This window comes from Shewanella sp. Scap07 (assembly GCF_013394145.1).
In the GTDB taxonomy this organism is placed as follows: domain Bacteria; phylum Pseudomonadota; class Gammaproteobacteria; order Enterobacterales; family Shewanellaceae; genus Shewanella; species Shewanella waksmanii.
Window position 1 is genome coordinate 1,201,595 of sequence record NZ_CP041329.1, and the last position, 19,036, is coordinate 1,220,630.

The following is a 19,036-nucleotide window of genomic DNA, read 5'->3' on the forward strand; positions in this document are numbered from 1 at the left end:
CCTAATACTGCAAAAATTTCAGGATGCGCTAGTTTATAGAATATACCCCTATGATTACCAGTAGTATTTGTGATCTTGGTCAAATGATCGGCGGATCTTTTGCGCTTAATGACCAAAATGACGCGCAAGGATGTTTTGCGTAAAAGGAATCTTCAAATAAAAGCCCCTTGGGTTAGTGAGCTTAGTCTGGCCGTCGCTGGCAATACTGGCGGTAACAGACTGGCTATTGGCACCTTTAGGACGCAGTTGCAGTACTTCACCGTGCCTGGCTGTGATGTGCTCAACTTGCCCCATTGCTATCAGTTCCATGATCTCTTCCCAGTCCTGTTTAATCTGGGCAAACTCCTCAGCAGATGGCGTCCATAAAATTGGCATGCCTATGCGGCGATCGCCTACGGCAATACTGCGTTCACCTTCGATGGGAATCCATAACACCCGCTGTAGCTTGTGAAACACTAAGCTATCTTGCCAGCGCAAACCTTGAATATCGACCAAAGGCGCAACTGTCACATAGGTTGTCTCAATGGGCTTGCCATTGCGATCAATCGGAATGGTTTTTAGCTCAACACCTAAATGCAGAAAATCTTGTTCGGGTTTGGAGCCAGCAACAGCACCAAGCTCGTGTTCGATTAATTGGCCCACCCAGCCTTTGTCTCTTTTCAGGTTCTCAGGCACCGTGATGCCATGCAGCTGACTAATTTGACCTAAAGACAATCCGGCCATATCTGTGGCGCGCTGCATCAGCTCGTGTAGATCTTTTGGGGGTTGGGGTTTGGTTTTCATAGCCGAATCATAGCGATTTTTACTGTATTAGCCAACGAGAGTAAAAATTGAACAGTGATAAATGGACGAGTTATTCACTGAACCTCTATTGCTTAACTCTCTGTTTTTAAATTGCTTAATCCTCATCTGTGTTTAAGTGTATGGCAATTTGATCGACTTACTCGCCGATTTCCCCAGCTTTGCCAACATAGTTATCCACAGTTTTATTGGATAACTATCATTTTTGTACTGATAACCACGACCCAAAGTGTTTGTCAACGCAATAAATTACCGCTGAGAATAAAAAAACGTCCAATATATAGCTTGAGGTGTGAATAACATTTGGGGTTTTTATTATTTCTGATGAACAAGTTTATCTTGGTTGATTTTTGTTCGATCTAACAGGTTCGAGGTAGATGTTAACAAGGTTTTAATTTTAAATTGTTTTAATACAGTGCTTTATGGTTTGTTTGTGTCGTGGCAGCTAGATCTTTTTTAGATTAATTAATCGTCTTAATTGAGGTTTAACAAAGTTTCAAACAGAGATATCCACAGATTTTGTGGATATCATTGCTTAATCAGCCCTTGTGTTGTGTATAAATATAAATAAAGGTGTTTTTTATCCAACGATTATCTGGTAAGAGGGAATTGCCTCCGATCCCGCTTTGTGAAACAATCGATGTATATAAAAAATTTCATATTGGAGTCCATGTGATTGATAGTGACGGCTTTCGTGCAAATGTAGGCATCATTATCTGTAATCGCTTTGGGCAGGTTATGTGGGCTAGAAGATTTGGTCAGCATTCCTGGCAGTTTCCACAAGGTGGCGTAGATGACGGTGAATCACCTGAACAAGCCATGTTTCGGGAGTTGTATGAAGAGGTAGGATTGAAGCCTGAGCATGTTAAGGTGTTAACTTCTACTCGTTCCTGGTTGCGTTATAGATTGCCCAAAAGATTAATTCGGCAAGACAGTAAACCCCTTTGTATTGGGCAAAAACAAAAGTGGTTTTTATTACAATTAAAGAGTGATGAAAGTGCCGTTGACTTAAATGCGTGCGGTCATCCAGAATTTGATGATTGGCGTTGGGTCAGTTATTGGTATCCTGTGCGGCAAGTTGTGTCGTTTAAACGCGATGTATACCGTAAGGTAATGAAAGAGTTTGCGCCAGTAACTTTGGCACTGCAAAACAAAGAGTCACATGGAGGACGCAAGCGCGGCCGTCGCAGGTAATTTGACACAAAGATTAAGGGAGTGACAGGTGTTAACGATACTGAGAGATATCACTATGGCCGTGGCCGCAGCTGATGATTTTGCTACCGCGCTTTCCTTATTGGTGTCGCAAACCAAAAAAGCCATGCAAACTCAGTGTTGTTCACTCTATCTGCTCGAAGAACAACAGCTAGTATTGTCGGCAACCGATGGTCTTGCACCGCAGGCTGTCGGCAAAGTTAAAATGCCCCTCACTCAAGGCCTAGTAGGATTAGTTGCCCAGCGAGAAGAACCAATCAATCTAGCTGACGCCCATCAGCATCCGCGTTTCAAAATTTTTGAAGAAGCCAGTGAAGAGTCCTACTGCTCTTTTCTTGCGGTGCCGATTATTCATCAGAAACAGATCTTGGGTGTGTTGGTGGTCCAGCAAATCCAGCAACGCCAATTTAGTGAGTCAGAAGAAGCCTTCTTAATGACCTTAGCCGCGCAATTAGCAATGGCGGTAAGGGCTCAGCGAAAAAAGAAAGTCGTCAGTCAAACTCAAGCACAGATGTTGTATCACGGCACCAAAGCTGCCAGTGGTGTGGTTATTGGCCATGCCTTGGTGCTAGGTGGTGAAATTGACATTGTTCAACCCTCTAAGCGTAGTGAAGATACAGATGGTGAGTTGGCGTTACTGGCAAAAGCTCTAAAAAGCTGTAAAGAAACCATTAGCTCGATATCGCAACGCTTCGATCGGGAACAGGAGGTGGAAGTTCAGTCGATATTCTCTGCCTTATTGTTGCTGCTCGAAGACAGTAGTTTGGGGGGAGAGTATCGCCAAGAGGTGCTGCAAGGCTGGACGGCGGTCTCGGCAGTTAGCCAAGTCTCATTAAAGTATATAAATCAGTTCATGCAGATGGATGACGCTTACCTTAAAGAGCGCGCCAGTGATATCCGCGAGCTCGGCCAGCGTGTATTACGCGAGCTGATTGAACCGCAACGGATAAATTTGCAGCTCGATGTACCGGTAGTATTGGTAACCAAAGAAGCCACTGCAACCATGTTAGCTGAATTTCCTCGGCATAAATTAGTCGGCATTGTGACCGAAACCGGTGGGGTAAATTCCCATGCGGCAATCTTGGCACGCGCAATGGGGGTGCCTGCAGTAATTGGCGTTGAAGGCGTATTGAACGTCGGCCTTGATGGCAAACAAGTTATTGTCAATGCCGATCGTGGTCAGCTACTGGTGTCTCCGACTGAGACCATGGTGGGTGAGTACCGTAGTCTGATTTCAGCTCAGCGAGCTCTAGCCGATGAGTTTGCTAAAGAGTTACCCTTACCAGCACAGACCTGCGATGGTAAACGTATTCATTTGTACCTCAATGCAGGGTTGTTAAGCTCACTGTCGTCGGAGATTGCTGAGGGCGCTGACGGTATTGGTTTATATCGCACCGAAATTCCGTTTATGCTGCAATCGCGCTTCCCCAGTGAGGCGGAGCAAGTTGATGTTTATCGTCAAGTATTACAAGCCGCTGAAAGCCGACCTGTGGTGATGCGTACCTTAGATGTGGGTGGCGATAAACCACTACCTTACTTCCCTATTTCTGAAGAGAACCCCTTTTTAGGCTGGCGCGGTATCCGATTATCCCTTGACCATCCTGAGCTTTTCTTAGTGCAGTTACGGGCGATGTTACAGGCATCGCAGTCGAGCGACCAACTACACATACTGCTCCCTATGGTCAGTAGCCTTGATGAGATAGATCAGGCATTAGCTTATCTAGAGCAAGCCTATCAAGAGTTGCGGCTTGACTTAGGCTTAGATATTCAGCGGCCGAAAGTTGGCATTATGCTTGAGGTGCCAGCGCTACTTTATCAACTAGCTCAAGTGGCAGCTAAAGTTGATTATGTGTCAGTAGGCTCCAACGATTTAACTCAATATTTATTGGCGGTCGACCGTAATAACCCGCGGGTGAGTACCTTGTATGACTGTTATCACCCGGGCATATTGCGAGCACTGCAACGGGCGCGGCAAGATTGTCACACCTATGATTTACCTATCAGTGTGTGTGGGGAACTCGCGGGGGAGCCCATTGGGGTCATATTGCTGGTGGCCATGGGCTACGATCAATTGAGTATGAACCAAGGTAGCTTAGCGAAGATTAACTATTTGCTGCGCCGAGTCTCTACCACTGATTTAACTGAGCTACTCAGCATTGCTTTGAGTTTAAGTAATGGTGGCCAAGTTAAACAGCTAGTGACGCAATATTTTGCTGATAAAGGATTAGATTCTTTTTTAGTGAGTTGATGCGTTGGTATTAGTGGCCAATTGCTTTAAGCTATGGCCATCTTAGTGAACCCCAATACGAGTTAGACCGCCGTGGATGCCCTTGTTTATCTAGTTATCTCCTGCTTAGCTTTAGGCGCCTTTATCGGTTTTATGGCGGGGTTATTGGGCATTGGTGGCGGCATTATCGCTGTACCGTTTCTGCTATATTTATTGCCAAGCGTAGGCGTTGACGGCGCACATCTTACCCATGTGGCAATTGCGACCTCACTGGCAGCAATTATTTTAACTTCTATCTCTTCCGCCCGAGCCCATCACCGCCGCGGTAATATTCCATGGCATTTGTTTAAAGTCATGTTGCCGGGCTTTGCGCTTGGTGCCGTTTCAGCTGGGTTTATTGCCCAGCAGATTAGCTCAGATCTGTTAAGACAAGCATTTGCACTATTTGTTATCTTGATGGCGATTCAAATGGTGTTTCCGTTTAAACCAACGAGCAACAACAAGCCTATGCCAGCGAACGTAATACTGTTTGTGGTTGCTGCCGCTATCGCTATTATTGCAGCTTTAATGGGCATCGGTGGCGGCATTTTGTTGGTCCCGTTTTTAACATGGTGCGGACTGCAGATGCGCCAATCGATAGGGTTTTCGGCAGCGACGGGTTTTCTCATCGCCTTGTTTGGCAGTTTAAGTTATGTCGTCGCCGGCTGGCAGGTGGATGATCTTCCACCATGGACACTTGGCTATGTGTATTTGCCCGCTTTACTCGGCATAGTGTCAACGTCGATGTTGATGGCGCCAGTAGGGGCGAAAGCGGCGAGTCATTGGCCGACCACTTATTTGAAAAAAGCATTCGCAGTACTATTGATAATTACTGGCGTGAAGCTAGTACTCGCTTAGTGTTAAACTCGCGATATGATAAAAATGATTAATTGTTGTTCTGCCGTTTAGGTACTGACAACATGGCAACTGTATTGTAGGAAAATTGGCATGAAACAATATTTAGACCTGTGTAACCGGATTATCACAGAAGGGGTTTGGCAGGAAAATGAGCGCACCAAGAAACGCTGCTTAACTGTAATTAATGCCGACTTAGTCTATCGTGTCGATAACAATGAGTTTCCGCTAATCACTACCCGTAAAAGTTTTTGGAAAGGTGCCATCGCCGAGATGCTCGGGTATATCCGTGGTTACGATAATGCGGCTGATTTTCGCAAATTGGGCGCTAAGACCTGGGACGCCAATGCCAATGATAATGAATCATGGCTAAATAACCCCCACCGTAAAGGTGTGGATGATATGGGGCGAGTTTATGGTGTTCAGGGCCGTGCGTGGAGCAAACCAGATGGCGGCAGCATAGATCAACTACGTAAAATTGTAGATAACTTGTCGCGAGGAATTGATGATCGTGGCGAGATCTTAAGTTTTTATAATCCCGGTGAGTTTCATATGGGCTGTTTACGCCCATGTATGCATACCCATAACTTTTCCTTACTTGGTGATACTTTATATCTCAATAGTTTCCAGCGCTCCTGCGATGTCCCGCTAGGGCTTAATTTCAATCAGGTGCAAGTATTTACCTTGCTAGCACTAATTGCGCAGATCACTGGTCATAAGGCTGGTACGGCGTATCATAAAATCGTTAATGCGCATATCTATGAAGATCAACTTGAGTTAATGCGCGATGTGCAATTAACCCGAGAGCCTTTTGACTCGCCTAAGTTAGTCATAAATCCCGATATTAAATCACTTGAAGACCTAGAAACTTGGGTGACGATGGATGATTTTGAGGTGACAGGTTATCAACATCATGATGCGATTAAGTATCCATTCTCAGTTTAATAGCTCGTCTATCAATCTTTTGACCGACGCAGCGTAGCGGTATCACTGAGTCGCTAGTCACTAAGGTCTAAGTCGCAACGGCCAAATTCAGCCTCGATCAAAGCTCATCTGCCGATGAGCTTTGATCTTGCTCACATTTTTTCATCTTGCTATCTATCTAAGCACTCAAATCATTCATCAGTAAGTCATTAACCAGATTGAATTTTACTTTGTTAACTCGGTTTTATCGAGTTATATGGCTTGAATGTTCGATTTTTCGGAGTTTATCTATTGCTATAGACTGCGCGGCATTAATGTGAATTGGGAGTGTGACAATGGAAAAGGCGATTAGGAATTTTCTAAGCCAAGAATCAGCGGGTGGGATCCTGCTTATGGGGGCTGTAGTGTTGGCGATGATTGTGGCCAACTCACCCTTGTCTGGAATGTATTTAGGTTTCTTAGATACAGGAGTACAGGTAAGAGTCGGCGCGTTAGATATCGACAAGCCGATGATCTACTGGATTAATGATGGCTTAATGGCATTGTTTTTTATGTTGATTGGTCTTGAGGTGAAGCGTGAACTGCTAGAAGGCGCATTGTCTAGTCGCGCACAGGCATCATTGCCGACTTTTGCAGCGATTGGTGGCGTAATATTCCCTGCGGCCATCTATTTGATATTTAACTATGCCGATCCATTAGCACAGGTAGGGTGGGCGATTCCAGCAGCCACCGACATTGCTTTTGCTCTGGGTGTGATGGCATTACTTGGCAGCCGAGTACCGGTAGCGCTGAAAATATTCTTATTGGCCCTTGCTATTATCGATGATCTTGCTGTGGTCCTTATCATTGCCTTGTTCTACAGCAGTGACCTGTCAACTTTAAGCTTAGCAGTAGCCGCTGTTGCGATTGCAGGCCTTATCGGTTTGAACCGCAAAGGGGTAACCGCGTTAGGTCCTTATGGTGTGCTTGGATTAATTTTGTGGGTCGCAGTGCTTAAATCTGGTGTTCATGCAACACTAGCCGGCGTGATTATCGCGTTCTGTATTCCACTACGTGCAAAAGATGGCAGCTCGCCTTCTGAAAGCTTAGAGCATAGCCTGCATCCATGGAGCACATTTATTATTCTGCCAATATTTGCGTTTGCCAACGCTGGCGTTGACTTTAGCCCGATGAGCTTCAGTGACATCCTATCGCCAGTGCCTGTAGGGATTGCGCTAGGCTTGTTGATCGGTAAGCCGTTAGGGGTACTACTGTTTAGCTGGGCTGCCGTTAAACTTAAGCTTGCGGTATTGCCTGATGGCATTGGCTGGCGTCATATTGCACCTGTATCTATCATGTGTGGTATCGGCTTCACTATGTCGATGTTCATCTCATCGTTAGCCTTTGTAGGCGATGGCTTGATTTATGGTGACGTATCTCGATTGGGGATCTTAATGGGCTCAATTGCATCTGCGTTGATCGGTTACTTCTGGTTAGCTAAGTTGTTCCCAGTGCAAAAGTCACCTGCTGTAGGTTAACCATAAAGCAGCGCCAGTTAACCTGAGTCAGTTGCAGTAAAAGCTGACGTATAAAGCTTCGATAATCTAGGTTATCGAAGCTTTTTTGTATCTATGCCAAACACCCAAGCCAAAATAGAAATGGTTGCGAAGCCAGAGCGTAATTGCGGCGCTCAAGTAAGTCGATTGCTTAGTGTTTTTATGCTGGATTGATTGAGACATCGCAGCGCGCAGTCGGTGAGTGTAATATCTGCTAGTTAGCGCGTTTTATCAGCATAATATGCTGATTGGTCGAAAATACTGAGTTGAGCACCAATCTTGTTTTGTGCAATTAATCAGCGATTTTTCGCAAAAAGTGCATAAGTTTGCACTGTGCTAGCCATGCCGTAGTGTGATCTTGCTCTCAATCCTTGATCTAATGCGTGATCTATTCAGATAGCGAAAATCTTTGTTGATAACTACCCAGCCTGAGTTTACACTCGATACATCGGTTTTTTCGATGTTTGGTGCTGAAGCTTTCGATTATTCAGTTTGAAAGCATTCCGCTACACTCAATCCATTGAGATTTTTCGGAGCGTAAAATAATGGAACGGGCTATTAGGAACTTTTTAAGCCAAGAGTCGGCTGGTGGCATCTTGCTAATGGCAGCTGTCATCTTAGCGATGCTGATGGCAAACTCGCCACTATCAGGCATGTACCAAGGATTTTTAGACACCGAGATGCAAATCCGTGTCGGTACCTTAGATATAGATAAAACCCTGATCCACTGGATCAATGATGGCTTAATGGCATTGTTCTTCATGCTCATTGGCCTTGAAGTTAAGCGTGAACTGCTAGAAGGCGCATTGTCGAGCCGTGCCCAAGCATCATTGCCTACGTTTGCGGCGATTGGTGGTATGGTTTTCCCTGCCGCAGTTTATCTAATTTTCAACTACTCAGACCCGATTACTCAGGTAGGTTGGGCGATTCCTGCTGCCACTGATATTGCCTTCGCGCTCGGTATTATGGCGCTGTTAGGTAGCCGTGTACCTGTGGCATTAAAAGTCTTCTTGTTAGCATTGGCTATCATTGATGACTTAGGGGTTGTTGTCATTATTGCGCTGTTCTATAGCAGCGACCTGTCAACTATCAGTCTGATTGTTGCCGCCGTGGCGATTGCAGGACTTATTGGCTTAAATCGTAAAGGGGTAACCGCATTAGGCCCTTACGGTGTTGTCGGTTTGATTCTGTGGATTGCCGTGCTGAAATCCGGTGTACACGCCACGTTAGCGGGTGTGATTATCGCATTCTGTATTCCATTGCGTGCAAAAGATGGCAGTTCGCCATCTGAGAGTTTAGAGCATAGCTTACACCCATGGAGTACTTTCATTATCCTGCCTATCTTTGCGTTTGCTAACGCCGGGGTTGATTTAAGTCCAATGAGCTTTGGTGACTTATTATCGCCAGTGCCAGTGGGTATTGCATTGGGCTTGCTACTGGGTAAACCACTCGGGGTATTACTATTTAGCTGGATTGCAGTCAAAGCTAAGTTGGCCGTGTTACCTGAAGGGCTAGGTTGGCGACATGTTGCTCCGGTATCAGTGATGTGTGGTATTGGTTTCACTATGTCGATGTTTATCTCGTCTCTAGCATTCATTGGTGACGGTGACATGTATGGCGATGTAGCTAGATTGGGTATCTTAACCGGTTCAATTGCATCGGCACTGATTGGTTACTTCTGGTTAGCAAAAGTCTTCCCTGCTAAGGAAACTAAAGCATGAAGCTAGCCTTGGCAGTGTTAATGGTTGGCGCTGCCCTGAGCTCATCAGTGAATGCATCTCAGCTTACGGCATGTAACCAGAACCTAGATAGTGAGGTATGTCATCACTATCTAGAGGGGGTGGTTGATGGTGCGCTGATGTATAAGTCTGATGCAACAGGTGTACGTCTTCAAAGCGATAGTTATGAGTCACGGGCGCTAAAGTACCGTGGTGGCAAGCGCTTTGAAGAGGCCAACCGAACATACTGCCAAAGCCGAATCCCCGATCGTGAGGTATTAGTGACGGGATTAGCTGAAGCGTTTGGGTCGGGGGCAGTAAAAACGGTCGACGACCTGAACAATGCCATGTACAGTCTAATGGACTGTCAACGTTTAAAGTAAATACAGGTAGCATGTCCCATCTGAACTATAACCATCTTTACTATTTTTGGATGGTCCATAAAAAAGGCTCGGTAGCAAAAGCGGCCGAGGCGTTATGTTTAACTCCGCAAACGGTTACCGGTCAGATACGTGTGCTCGAGAATCGTCTTAAAGGCAGCCTTTTTAAGCGGGTTGGCCGCTCTTTAGAGCCAACCGATCTCGGTGAGATTGTGTTTCGTTACGCCGACAAGATGTTTAGTCTTAGCTACGAAATGCTTGATCTGCTCAACTACCAAAAAGATGAAAACATTCTGTTTGAAGTTGGGATTGCCGACGCCCTGTCTAAAGCGCTTGCTAGCCGAGTTCTACTTTCGGTTGTGCCCAGTGATGGCTCGATGCACTTAGCGTGTTTTGAAGCCACCCACGAAAGCTTGATTGAGCGGTTGCGCGAACACAAACTCGATATGATTTTGTCAGATTGTGCCGGTGAATCATTAAAGTATCCTGAGATCATGTCTAAGAAACTGGGTGAATGCGGCATTGCCTTTTTCTCTGCGGAAACTTATGACAAGCCGTTTCCTGAATGTTTAGAGCAAGGCAAATTACTCATCCCAGGTAAGCGAACCTCATTGGGGCAGCAATTACACCACTGGTTTGATGAGAATGGCCTCAATATCAATATTCTCGGTGAATTTGATGACGCGGCGATGATGAAAGCCTTTGGCTATTTCAAGCAGGGCATATTTGTTGCACCGTCTGTGTATAAGCAAGATATTTTATCTCATGGCATGCATCTACTTGGTGAAACCACCGATGTCAAAGAGGTATACCATGTGATGTTTGCCGAGCGCATGATCCAACATCCCGCAGTTAAACGCTTGCTTGCCACTGATTTTGACGACCTATTTGCTGGTAAAGATGCGCAAGTACAGCGGCTATAAATGCCACTAAGTAACTGATACACTAGCAGCAACTGATTATATGGAGTCTTACTGTGTCAGAACCAATGAATATTGCTCGTGTTAAATGGGCCTGTCGTCGCGGTATGTTAGAGTTAGATGTGTTGTTTCAGCCCTTTGTTGAAACACAGTATGAAAGCTTAACCGATAGTGATAAAGCCACTTTTGTGCGCCTGCTTGAGTGTGAAGACCCGGAGTTATTTGCCTGGTTTATGGGGCATGAGCAATGCACTGATGCGGCTCTGGCTAAAATGATAGTTCAAGTCCGTGGTCGTCCAGCGCCATAACTTTAGCCTTAAATCTAGCTTCAGCCAACGGCTCTCGTTGGCTGTTCTCGCAGCAGTGTGTGGCTGTAGCTTCCTCGCTTGGCCTAGCCAAATCCCGCCTTTAATACTGGCACTTAAATACTTGAGCATCGCTTTGTGGATCGGCTTTTTTGGCTATCAGTTTCTGCGACTACATCAATGGCAGCTACGTTTTTGGCTTGATGAAGCGGGTCAGCTAACTTGGCATGGCAATGGGCAATCCCTACCGGTGAAAAATCTAGTTGTTGGCAGTTATTTGTCTGCTTTCTACGTTGGTGCAAATTTGATTATTGTCTGGCGTGATATGTGTGATGATGGGCAATATCGTACTATGTGTCGCATATTATTAAAAAGCCGTCAATCTAGCGTGGGTTAAACGACGAGATTAACGGCTTAGCAGCGTGCTGAGCATCGCGGTAGACTGCTAGTCTGGAATGAGAATCGTCGGCGTCGGGTTGGCCAACCGCTGCGGATGATCAATATTGTAATGCAAGCCGCGGCTTTCTTTACGTTCCATGGCGCAGCGAATAATCAACTCGGCCACTTGTACCAAGTTACGCAACTCGAGTAAGTTGTTACTGACATGGAAGTTGCTGTAATACTCTTGGATCTCACCTTGCAGCAATTGGCAGCGTCTCAGTGCTCGCTCTAAGCGTTTATCAGAACGAACAATGCCAACGTAATCCCACATAAATAGACGTAGCTCATGCCAGTTGTGGGCAATGACGACTTCTTCATCTGAGTTAGAAACCTTACTTTCATCCCAAGCGGGCAGGTCGCCAGGAAAGGGAATTTTCTTCAGCTGGCTTTCAATATCTTCAGCAGCCGCTCTGGCAAATACTAAACACTCAAGTAGCGAGTTACTGGCTAAACGGTTTGCTCCGTGTAATCCGGTGTAGGCCACTTCACCAATGGCATACAGGCCATTTAAGTCGGTTTGCCCGTGGAGGTCGGTCATCACGCCGCCACAAGTATAGTGGGCTGCAGGAACCACTGGAATGGGGTTTTTAGTGATATCAATGCCCAAAGATAGACAGCGCTTATAGATAGTTGGGAAATGCTTAATAACGAAATCTGCTGGCTTATGGGTAATATCTAAGTAAACGCAGTCTGCACCAAGACGTTTCATTTCAAAGTCGATAGCGCGGGCGACAATATCCCGTGGCGCCAGCTCGGCACGTTCGTCGAATTCTGGCATAAAGCGGCTGCCATCAGGGCGGCGCAAGTAGGCGCCTTCGCCACGCAAGGCTTCGGTAAGCAAAAAGTTACGAGCATCAGCGTGGTATAAGCATGTTGGGTGAAACTGATTAAATTCCATGTTGGCGATACGGCAGCCTGAACGCCATGCCATCGCAATACCATCGCCCGAGGCGATATCAGGGTTGGACGTATATTGATAAACTTTTGAACAGCCGCCAGTTGCCAGCGCAACAAAGCGGGCCTTAATGGTTTCGACTTGTTCTTGATTGCGGTTCCATACATAAGCCCCAAGGACGCGATTACCAGGGCGGTTTAGTTTACGGCTGGTGATAAGATCCACCGCATTGTAGCGCTCGAGCACAGTGATGTTGGGATGCTGCTTGGCTTGCTCTTCTAAGGTGACCTGCACTTCTTTACCGGTCGCATCTGCTGCATGCAGAATACGGCGATGGCTATGGCCGCCTTCGCGAGTTAAATGATAGGGCGCGTTACTGGCATCACCATCTGTTTCTTCTTTATCAAATGCCACTCCACAGCGAATTAACCACTCCATGGCGCCACGGGCATTTTTTGCCGTGTAAGTCACCACTTCTTCATCGCATAGGTCTGCGCCAGCCACTAAAGTGTCTGAAACATGAGACTCGATGGTATCGCCTTCATCAAACACGGATGCAATGCCGCCTTGGGCATAGTAGGTCGACCCTTCGCTTAGGGGGCCTTTTGAGAGCAAAATAACTTTAGATTTCTCGGCCAAATGCAAAGCCAAAGTGAGACCTGCAGCTCCGCTGCCAATAACTAAAACATCAGATTGGTGTTCAACTACTTGTTTCATCGGGTATCATGGTATGTTGTGCAATGACTGGTAATGGTAAACCATGTCGCTATTATTGGGTACTAGCGACTTTGATCTTTCTCATGAGTATGGCGATTAACTGTCAGCTTTTTGATCCTAGTAATAATATTTGGCTTTTTATTAGCTAAACTATAGGCCATTAGCCTAACCGCAGCACTAGTGTGTAAAAATTAACTAAATTTAATGTCAAACAATAGCTTAAGCTTTGATGTTAGATTGACCAATTGCAGTTTTGTCGCGCATTAGCAGGCAGTTCTCAATTGGCAACAGAAAAAATTTTGTTACTTTTGCAAATATTTCAGAACTTTTTCGACGTAGGCTAGTCTACATATGTGAATATGATTCGAGCGACTGAGAAATCAGCATTTTAGATTTAGGAGTAGTCGGCTCGGATGAGTGGACAAATTAGTGATCAACAGTTAGTTGAACGAGTACAGCAAGGGGACAAAAACGCTTTTAACCTATTGGTGCAGAAGTACCAGCATAAGGTCATCAACCTCATCGCTCGATATGTAAAAAATCAAGCAGACGTGGCTGATGTGGCACAAGAAGCCTTTATTAAAGCTTATCGTGCATTACCTAATTTCAGAGGTGAAAGTGCGTTCTATACTTGGTTGTACCGAATCGCGGTAAACACCGCGAAGAATCATCTGGTTGCCCTAGGGCGACGCGCACCAGCGAATGATGTCGATGCCGAAGAGGCCGAATATTATGATGGTAGCGATGCGTTGAAAGAGTTTGCATCTCCTGAACGTATGATGCTGTCAGATGAAATTCAGAAAGTGGTTTTTGACACTTTAGACACATTGCCAGAAGAATTGAAAATGGCCATTTCATTGCGTGAACTTGATGGTATGAGTTACGAAGAAATTGCTAATGTCATGGACTGCCCAGTGGGCACTGTACGTTCACGAATATTTCGTGCCCGTGAAGCCATAGACAAGAAACTTCAGCCGCTGCTGGAAAGATAGAATTTTAGGTTTTAGACCCTTTAAACAGATAGGTGATAAATGGATAAGTTAGGTCAAGAGTGGGTATCTGCTGCCGTCGATGGTGAAACTGACGCGCAGACATTGGCAGAATTAGCCGCAGATACTGATTCACATGAACTGTGGCAGGATTACCATATGATTGGTGATGCGATGCGCGGTGAATTGCCTCAGCAGATCAATTTAGATTTGACCGCCAACATTGCCGCTGCCATTGAGCAAGAGCCTGCGATTGTCGCGCCGAAAGTGACTCAGCAAGCGGCTAAGCCTGCAGCTAAATTGGCAAATGTCATTCCAATGTTTAAGCAGTTTGGTCAATACGCTATTGCTGCCAGTGTGGCCTTGGTTGCCGTTGTTGGCGTGCAAAACTATAACCAAACCCCAGAGGTTGATGCATCACCATTGCCTGTATTAAACACTCGTCCATTAGTGGGTAGTGCAACACCTGTGAGTTTACAAACCGGACCCACGCAGCAAAACCGCGCTAACGAACAAGTGCGTGAGCAGCGTCACCGCGTCAATACCTATATTCAAGACCATATGTTGCAACAGAGACTGAATAATGGCGCTAAACTGGAACAACCTAGCGATATGATCGCCATTCCCGTTAATCAGTAGTCTTCTGTTTGCCAATTCCGTTGTTGTATGAGACCATTTTTAGTGACTAAAAATGGTCTATTATTTTGTGCGATTGGCAATCCATTAAGGAGTTAGCTTGCGTCTTTTTCTATTGGTGTTGTTAACCATTACTTTTCCTACCTTGGCGCAGGAAGACATGACGCCTAAAGCTTGGCTAGAAAACATGAGCCAAGCACTACGTCAGCAAGAATTCAAAATTTCACTTATCCAACTACAAGCCGACCATATTCGGCCGCTGGTCTATATCCATGGGCATGTGGAAGATCAAGAGGTGGCCTTTTTAGAACATCTTAATGGTCCGCCAAAAAATGCGGTGAGAGTGGGTAATACCGTCACCTTTATCGAACATGATCAGCCCGCCTATAGCGTCAATGCTGATCGTATTCAAGGCATCGTACCGCCAGCCTTTGCCGGCGATATTAGCGCTTTGGAAAGCGGCTATCAGTTTGTACTGGGCGGTCGCAGCCGCCTAGCTGGGCGTCCAAGTCAGTCAATTCGTATTATCCCGAAAGATAACCTGCGTTATAGCTATCAGGTTTGGCTCGATATGGAAACTTATCTGCCGCTGCGCTATGACATGCTCAGTCAAGACAAGCAGCTATTAGAGCAAATTCTGGTGGTTGAGCTGCTGGTACTAGAAGACGCGCCAGAAATCCTGAAAGAAGCGTACAAGCAGGAGTGGCCGCCGGTCATCAAGCAATCCGATCGTATTGCTGCTGACAACTGGCAATTTAAATGGTTACCTGTAGGCTTTGAAGTACTCGTAAAAGACAGCCACCGATTAATTGGTAGCCATGAAGCGGTGGAGTATATTTCACTGAGCGACGGCTTAACTCAAATATCGGTTTATGTGGCTCGTGCTGGCGAAACCGTTCTTCCTGAAGAAATTGTTGGCCGTAATGGTTTATCTTTATCGACAATTCGTAAGGGCAATGCCGAGATTGTTGCGGTGGGTAAAGCGCCCGCAGAGACATTAACGCGTATTGCTGAAAGCATCACCATCGAATAGGAGCTGCTCTTATGATGGAAGAAGTGGCCAAAGTCCTCTCCCAAGATGACACTGGCTGGGTAACCGTAGAAGTGAAAGTGAAGAACGCCTGTAATCATTGTGACAACAATGAGTCTTGTGGCACATCTGCGGTTGCCAAAGCTTTCTCTCCTAAAGTGCAGCAGTTCTCTGTTGAAGCGACTGAATCGTACAACCCCGGCGATCTGCTCAAGCTGGGCTTACCAGAAAGCGTGCTACTAAAAGCGGCTGCCTTAGTGTATTTACTGCCCTTGTTTGGTTTATTTGTGGGGGCGGCATTCGCGCATACGCTATTACCTTTATTGGCCGTAAGCCACAGTGATGTTGTGGTTATTCCTTTGGCGTTATTGTTCGCCTTTGCGGCATGGCGCTGGGCGAAGTCTCTCGCTGCACGCATGGAACAAGATGCCCAACCGATAATCTTGGCTAAACTAGGTCGTGGGATCTAATTTTTAGCCGACTTTAACCGATTCCAATTGGTATTGAGGTGCCGATCAGGTACAATTCGGCACTTTTAGATAATTTTCAACTTCGAGTTTAGTCATTTCGCATAATGAAGCATATTAGAAACTTTTCGATTATTGCCCATATTGACCACGGCAAATCAACTCTGTCTGACCGTCTGATCCAAGATTGCGGTGGCTTGTCTGACCGCGAGATGGCGGCTCAAGTACTTGATTCAATGGATCTTGAACGCGAGCGTGGTATTACCATTAAAGCGCAAAGCGTAACTTTGGACTACAAAGCCAAAGACGGTGAAACCTACCAGCTTAACTTCATTGATACCCCAGGCCATGTGGATTTCTCTTATGAAGTTTCTCGTTCGCTTGCAGCGTGTGAAGGTGCTTTATTGGTGGTTGATGCGGGTCAGGGCGTAGAAGCGCAAACCTTAGCTAACTGCTATACCGCACTTGAAATGGATTTAGACGTGGTACCGATTTTGAACAAAATCGATTTACCCCAAGCTGATCCTGAGCGTGTAGCAGAAGAGATTGAAGACATTGTTGGTATTGAAGCGGCTGACGCGGTGCGTTGTTCTGCAAAAACCGGCATTGGCATCAATGATGTACTCGAGACCATCGTTGCGCAAATTCCACCACCTGAAGGTGACCCAGACGCGCCACTGCAAGCTTTGATCATTGATTCATGGTTTGACAGCTATTTGGGCGTTGTGTCTTTGGTACGTATCAAAAATGGTGTGTTGAAAAAAGGCGACAAGTTTAAAGTGATGTCGACCGGTCAAACCCATAATGCTGACCGCGTAGGTATTTTTACACCTAAGCAGACTGACACTAATCAATTGAGTACCGGTGAAGTAGGCTTTGTGATCGCGGGTATTAAAGAGATCCACGGTGCGCCAGTGGGTGATACCTTAACCTTAGCCAAGCATGGTGCTGAGCAACCATTACCTGGTTTTAAAAAGGTTAAACCGCAGGTTTATGCCGGTGTGTTCCCAATCTCAACCGATGATTACGAAAACTTTCGTGATGCACTAAACAAGCTGAGCTTGAATGATGCTTCGCTGTTCTTCGAGCCTGAGACTTCGTCGGCGCTCGGATTTGGTTTCCGTATTGGTTATCTTGGCTTACTCCACATGGAGATTATCCAAGAGCGTTTAGAGCGTGAATATAACCTTGACTTGATCACTACGGCACCGACGGTAGTTTATGAAGTTATCACCAGTAAAGGTGAAACGGTTTACGTTGATAACCCATCTGATCTGCCAGCAATCAACAACATCGAAGAGATGCGTGAACCGATTGTAGAGACCAATATCTTAGTACCTAAAGAGTACTTAGGTAACGTGATCACCTTGTGTGTAGAAAAACGTGGCGTGCAAACCAACATGGTTTATCACGGCAATCAAGTGGCGATTACCTACGACATGCCAATGGCAGAAGTAGTGATGGACTTCTTTGACAGACTGAAATCCACCAGTCGTGGTTATGCATCGCTTGAGTATAACTTTAAGCGTTTTGAAGCAGCCGACATGGTGCGTCTCGATGTATTGATTAACGGTGACCGAGTGGATGCACTTGCGATGATTATTCACCGCAATAACATTCGTTATCAAGGTCTGGCGTTAGTGAATAAGATGAAAGAGCTTATCCCAAGACAGATGTTTGATATTGCAATTCAAGCCGCTGTGGGTAGCCAGATTATCGCACGTTCTTCGGTTAAAGCACTGCGTAAAGATGTTACTGCTAAATGTTATGGTGGTGACGTGTCGCGTAAGAAGAAACTGTTGCAGAAGCAGAAGGAAGGTAAGAAACGCATGAAGCAAGTGGGTAATGTTGAAGTCCCACAAGAAGCGTTCTTAGCGGTACTGAAGCTCAATGAATAATGGTTTGGGTTAACATTTATTCATAATATGCGCCGCAGTTTGCGGCGCTTTCGTTAGTGCAGTATAAATGGACTTTGGTTCAAATTGTCGCTCACAAAGCCTTCAAAGAGGCAGGAGTTAATTAAACTATGGCAGCCTATTTCTCTCTTATTTTGGTACTGGTAACGCTAGGTAGCGGCCTGATTTGGATGGTCGATGCGTTAGTGTTTGCACCAAAGAGACAAGCCAAGTTAGCCGCAGCGCAAAGTGCGCAGGCTGATATCAGTGAAGAAAGCGCTGAAAAGATAACCCGAGAGCCAGCATTGGTAGAAACCTCTCGCTCTATCTTTCCTGTTATTGCGTTTGTGCTTATTTTGCGCTCGTTTATCTATGAGCCATTCCAAATCCCATCGGGCTCAATGATGCCAACCTTGTTGGTGGGAGACTTTATCTTGGTTGAGAAATTCAGCTATGGATTAAAAGATCCGGTTTGGCGCAGTCAATTAGTCGAAACTGGCAAGCCAGAGCGCGGCGATGTGGCAGTGTTTAAGTATCCAGAGAATCCTAAAATCGATTACATTAAGCGGGTTATCGGTTTACCAGGCGATCGCGTGGTGTACCGCAACAAACAGGTTTATATCCAAGCCGCCTGTGAAGAAGGGGCCAGTGAATGCCCTGAGCCCCAGTTGGTGGCGCGCCAATCTGTTAATACTGGTGAGTTTAGCCAAAATAACGTGGCGTTGATGCGTTACACCGAGCAGTTAGGTGAAGTTAGCCATGATATTTTGATAAACCCAAGCCGCCCAGAGCCGGTAGGCTATTATTATCATAGAAACAATTTGCCATTAGGTGAATTCGTTGTCCCACCTGGTCAGTACTTTGTGATGGGTGATAACCGCGATAACAGTACCGATTCACGCTTTTGGGGTTTTGTGCCGGAAGAGCTATTAGTGGGCAAAGCAGTTGCTATCTGGATTAGCTTTGAGTTTGAACGTTCGCCAGCGGACTTTTTGCCGACTTGGATACCAACTGGTGTGCGTTTTAACCGTGTAGGCGGTATTGTTTAAT

18 protein-coding genes are annotated in these 19,036 nt (G+C 45.8%); 16 read left to right on the forward strand and 2 right to left on the reverse strand.

Annotated elements, in window-relative coordinates:
- Window positions 1-105: 105 nt before the first annotated feature.
- Entirely contained in the window at window positions 106-783 is a 678-nt protein-coding gene (gene mutH, locus FLM48_RS05330; protein ID WP_179023950.1) for a DNA mismatch repair endonuclease MutH, read from the reverse strand.
- Between the two features lie 690 nt (window positions 784-1,473).
- Between mutH and rppH the strand changes: the two genes are divergently transcribed.
- The 10 genes from rppH to FLM48_RS05380 all read left to right on the forward strand — a co-directional run bounded on the left by rppH (window position 1,474) and on the right by FLM48_RS05380 (window position 11,313).
- Window positions 1,474-1,995 carry an RNA pyrophosphohydrolase gene (rppH, locus tag FLM48_RS05335; RefSeq protein ID WP_028773099.1) on the forward strand — a complete coding sequence of 174 codons (522 nt, stop codon included), beginning with the start codon at window positions 1,474-1,476 and terminating at the stop codon, window positions 1,993-1,995.
- Window positions 1,996-2,023: 28 nt separating this feature from the next.
- Window positions 2,024-4,261, forward strand: a complete 2,238-nt coding sequence (gene ptsP / locus FLM48_RS05340; protein ID WP_179023951.1) for a phosphoenolpyruvate--protein phosphotransferase — start codon at window positions 2,024-2,026, stop codon at window positions 4,259-4,261.
- A gap of 72 nt (window positions 4,262-4,333) precedes the next feature.
- Window positions 4,334-5,137 (forward strand): sulfite exporter TauE/SafE family protein, encoded by an 804-nt coding sequence (locus FLM48_RS05345; protein ID WP_179023952.1) that lies wholly within the window; start codon window positions 4,334-4,336, stop codon window positions 5,135-5,137.
- A gap of 90 nt (window positions 5,138-5,227) precedes the next feature.
- Window positions 5,228-6,079 carry a thymidylate synthase gene (locus FLM48_RS05350; protein WP_028773102.1) on the forward strand — a complete coding sequence of 284 codons (852 nt, stop codon included), beginning with the start codon at window positions 5,228-5,230 and terminating at the stop codon, window positions 6,077-6,079.
- 314 nt (window positions 6,080-6,393) lie between these two features.
- Complete coding sequence (gene nhaA, locus FLM48_RS05355) at window positions 6,394-7,575, forward strand: Na+/H+ antiporter NhaA (RefSeq protein WP_179023953.1); 1,182 nt, start codon at window positions 6,394-6,396, stop codon at window positions 7,573-7,575.
- A gap of 563 nt (window positions 7,576-8,138) precedes the next feature.
- Complete coding sequence (gene nhaA / locus FLM48_RS05360; protein WP_179023954.1) at window positions 8,139-9,314, forward strand: Na+/H+ antiporter NhaA; 1,176 nt, start codon at window positions 8,139-8,141, stop codon at window positions 9,312-9,314.
- Entirely contained in the window at window positions 9,311-9,694 is a 384-nt protein-coding gene (locus FLM48_RS05365) for a hypothetical protein (RefSeq protein WP_037470949.1), read from the forward strand. Before nhaA (FLM48_RS05360) ends, FLM48_RS05365 begins: the two co-directional genes overlap by 4 nt.
- 11 nt (window positions 9,695-9,705) lie before the next feature.
- Entirely contained in the window at window positions 9,706-10,614 is a 909-nt protein-coding gene (gene nhaR, locus FLM48_RS05370; RefSeq protein WP_028773106.1) for a transcriptional activator NhaR, read from the forward strand.
- 65 nt (window positions 10,615-10,679) lie between these two features.
- Window positions 10,680-10,919: a succinate dehydrogenase assembly factor 2 gene (locus FLM48_RS05375; RefSeq protein ID WP_028773107.1), complete on the forward strand. Its 240-nt coding sequence runs from the start codon at window positions 10,680-10,682 to the stop codon at window positions 10,917-10,919.
- 37 nt (window positions 10,920-10,956) lie between these two features.
- Window positions 10,957-11,313, forward strand: a complete 357-nt coding sequence (locus tag FLM48_RS05380; protein WP_179023955.1) for a hypothetical protein — start codon at window positions 10,957-10,959, stop codon at window positions 11,311-11,313.
- Between the two features lie 48 nt (window positions 11,314-11,361).
- On the opposite strand, the gene nadB is transcribed toward FLM48_RS05380, so the two are convergent.
- Window positions 11,362-12,969: an L-aspartate oxidase gene (gene nadB, locus FLM48_RS05385; protein WP_179023956.1), complete on the reverse strand. Its 1,608-nt coding sequence runs from the start codon at window positions 12,967-12,969 to the stop codon at window positions 11,362-11,364.
- Window positions 12,970-13,382: 413 nt separating this feature from the next.
- Here nadB and rpoE point away from each other — a divergent pair, with 413 nt between their 5' ends.
- The 6 genes from rpoE to lepB all read left to right on the forward strand — a co-directional run bounded on the left by rpoE (window position 13,383) and on the right by lepB (window position 19,035).
- On the forward strand, window positions 13,383-13,961 hold the full coding sequence (gene rpoE, locus FLM48_RS05390) for an RNA polymerase sigma factor RpoE (RefSeq protein WP_179023957.1): 579 nt from the start codon (window positions 13,383-13,385) through the stop codon (window positions 13,959-13,961).
- A 39-nt stretch (window positions 13,962-14,000) separates the two neighbouring features.
- On the forward strand, window positions 14,001-14,597 hold the full coding sequence (locus FLM48_RS05395) for a sigma-E factor negative regulatory protein (protein ID WP_179023958.1): 597 nt from the start codon (window positions 14,001-14,003) through the stop codon (window positions 14,595-14,597).
- Window positions 14,598-14,694: 97 nt separating this feature from the next.
- Window positions 14,695-15,627, forward strand: coding sequence for a MucB/RseB C-terminal domain-containing protein (locus tag FLM48_RS05400; protein ID WP_028773112.1), 933 nt, complete (start codon window positions 14,695-14,697; stop codon window positions 15,625-15,627).
- A gap of 11 nt (window positions 15,628-15,638) precedes the next feature.
- Window positions 15,639-16,094 (forward strand): SoxR reducing system RseC family protein, encoded by a 456-nt coding sequence (locus tag FLM48_RS05405; protein ID WP_028773113.1) that lies wholly within the window; start codon window positions 15,639-15,641, stop codon window positions 16,092-16,094.
- A gap of 104 nt (window positions 16,095-16,198) precedes the next feature.
- Window positions 16,199-17,989 (forward strand): translation elongation factor 4, encoded by a 1,791-nt coding sequence (gene lepA, locus FLM48_RS05410; protein ID WP_028773114.1) that lies wholly within the window; start codon window positions 16,199-16,201, stop codon window positions 17,987-17,989.
- Between the two features lie 128 nt (window positions 17,990-18,117).
- Window positions 18,118-19,035, forward strand: coding sequence for a signal peptidase I (gene lepB / locus FLM48_RS05415; protein WP_028773115.1), 918 nt, complete (start codon window positions 18,118-18,120; stop codon window positions 19,033-19,035).
- Window position 19,036 lies beyond the last annotated feature (1 nt).

Coding starts and splice junctions, on each gene's coding strand:
- FLM48_RS05375 (WP_028773107.1), top strand. CDS start 10,680: ATGAATATTGCTCGTGTTAAATGGGCCTGTCGTCGCGGTATGTTAGAG.
- nhaR (WP_028773106.1), top strand. CDS start 9,706: ATGTCCCATCTGAACTATAACCATCTTTACTATTTTTGGATGGTCCAT.
- FLM48_RS05395 (WP_179023958.1), top strand. CDS start 14,001: ATGGATAAGTTAGGTCAAGAGTGGGTATCTGCTGCCGTCGATGGTGAA.
- nadB (WP_179023956.1), bottom strand. CDS start 12,969: ATGAAACAAGTAGTTGAACACCAATCTGATGTTTTAGTTATTGGCAGC.
- nhaA (WP_179023953.1), top strand. CDS start 6,394: ATGGAAAAGGCGATTAGGAATTTTCTAAGCCAAGAATCAGCGGGTGGG.
- lepA (WP_028773114.1), top strand. CDS start 16,199: ATGAAGCATATTAGAAACTTTTCGATTATTGCCCATATTGACCACGGC.
- FLM48_RS05365 (WP_037470949.1), top strand. CDS start 9,311: ATGAAGCTAGCCTTGGCAGTGTTAATGGTTGGCGCTGCCCTGAGCTCA.
- lepB (WP_028773115.1), top strand. CDS start 18,118: ATGGCAGCCTATTTCTCTCTTATTTTGGTACTGGTAACGCTAGGTAGC.
- rpoE (WP_179023957.1), top strand. CDS start 13,383: ATGAGTGGACAAATTAGTGATCAACAGTTAGTTGAACGAGTACAGCAA.
- nhaA (WP_179023954.1), top strand. CDS start 8,139: ATGGAACGGGCTATTAGGAACTTTTTAAGCCAAGAGTCGGCTGGTGGC.
- FLM48_RS05350 (WP_028773102.1), top strand. CDS start 5,228: ATGAAACAATATTTAGACCTGTGTAACCGGATTATCACAGAAGGGGTT.
- mutH (WP_179023950.1), bottom strand. CDS start 783: ATGAAAACCAAACCCCAACCCCCAAAAGATCTACACGAGCTGATGCAG.
- FLM48_RS05405 (WP_028773113.1), top strand. CDS start 15,639: ATGATGGAAGAAGTGGCCAAAGTCCTCTCCCAAGATGACACTGGCTGG.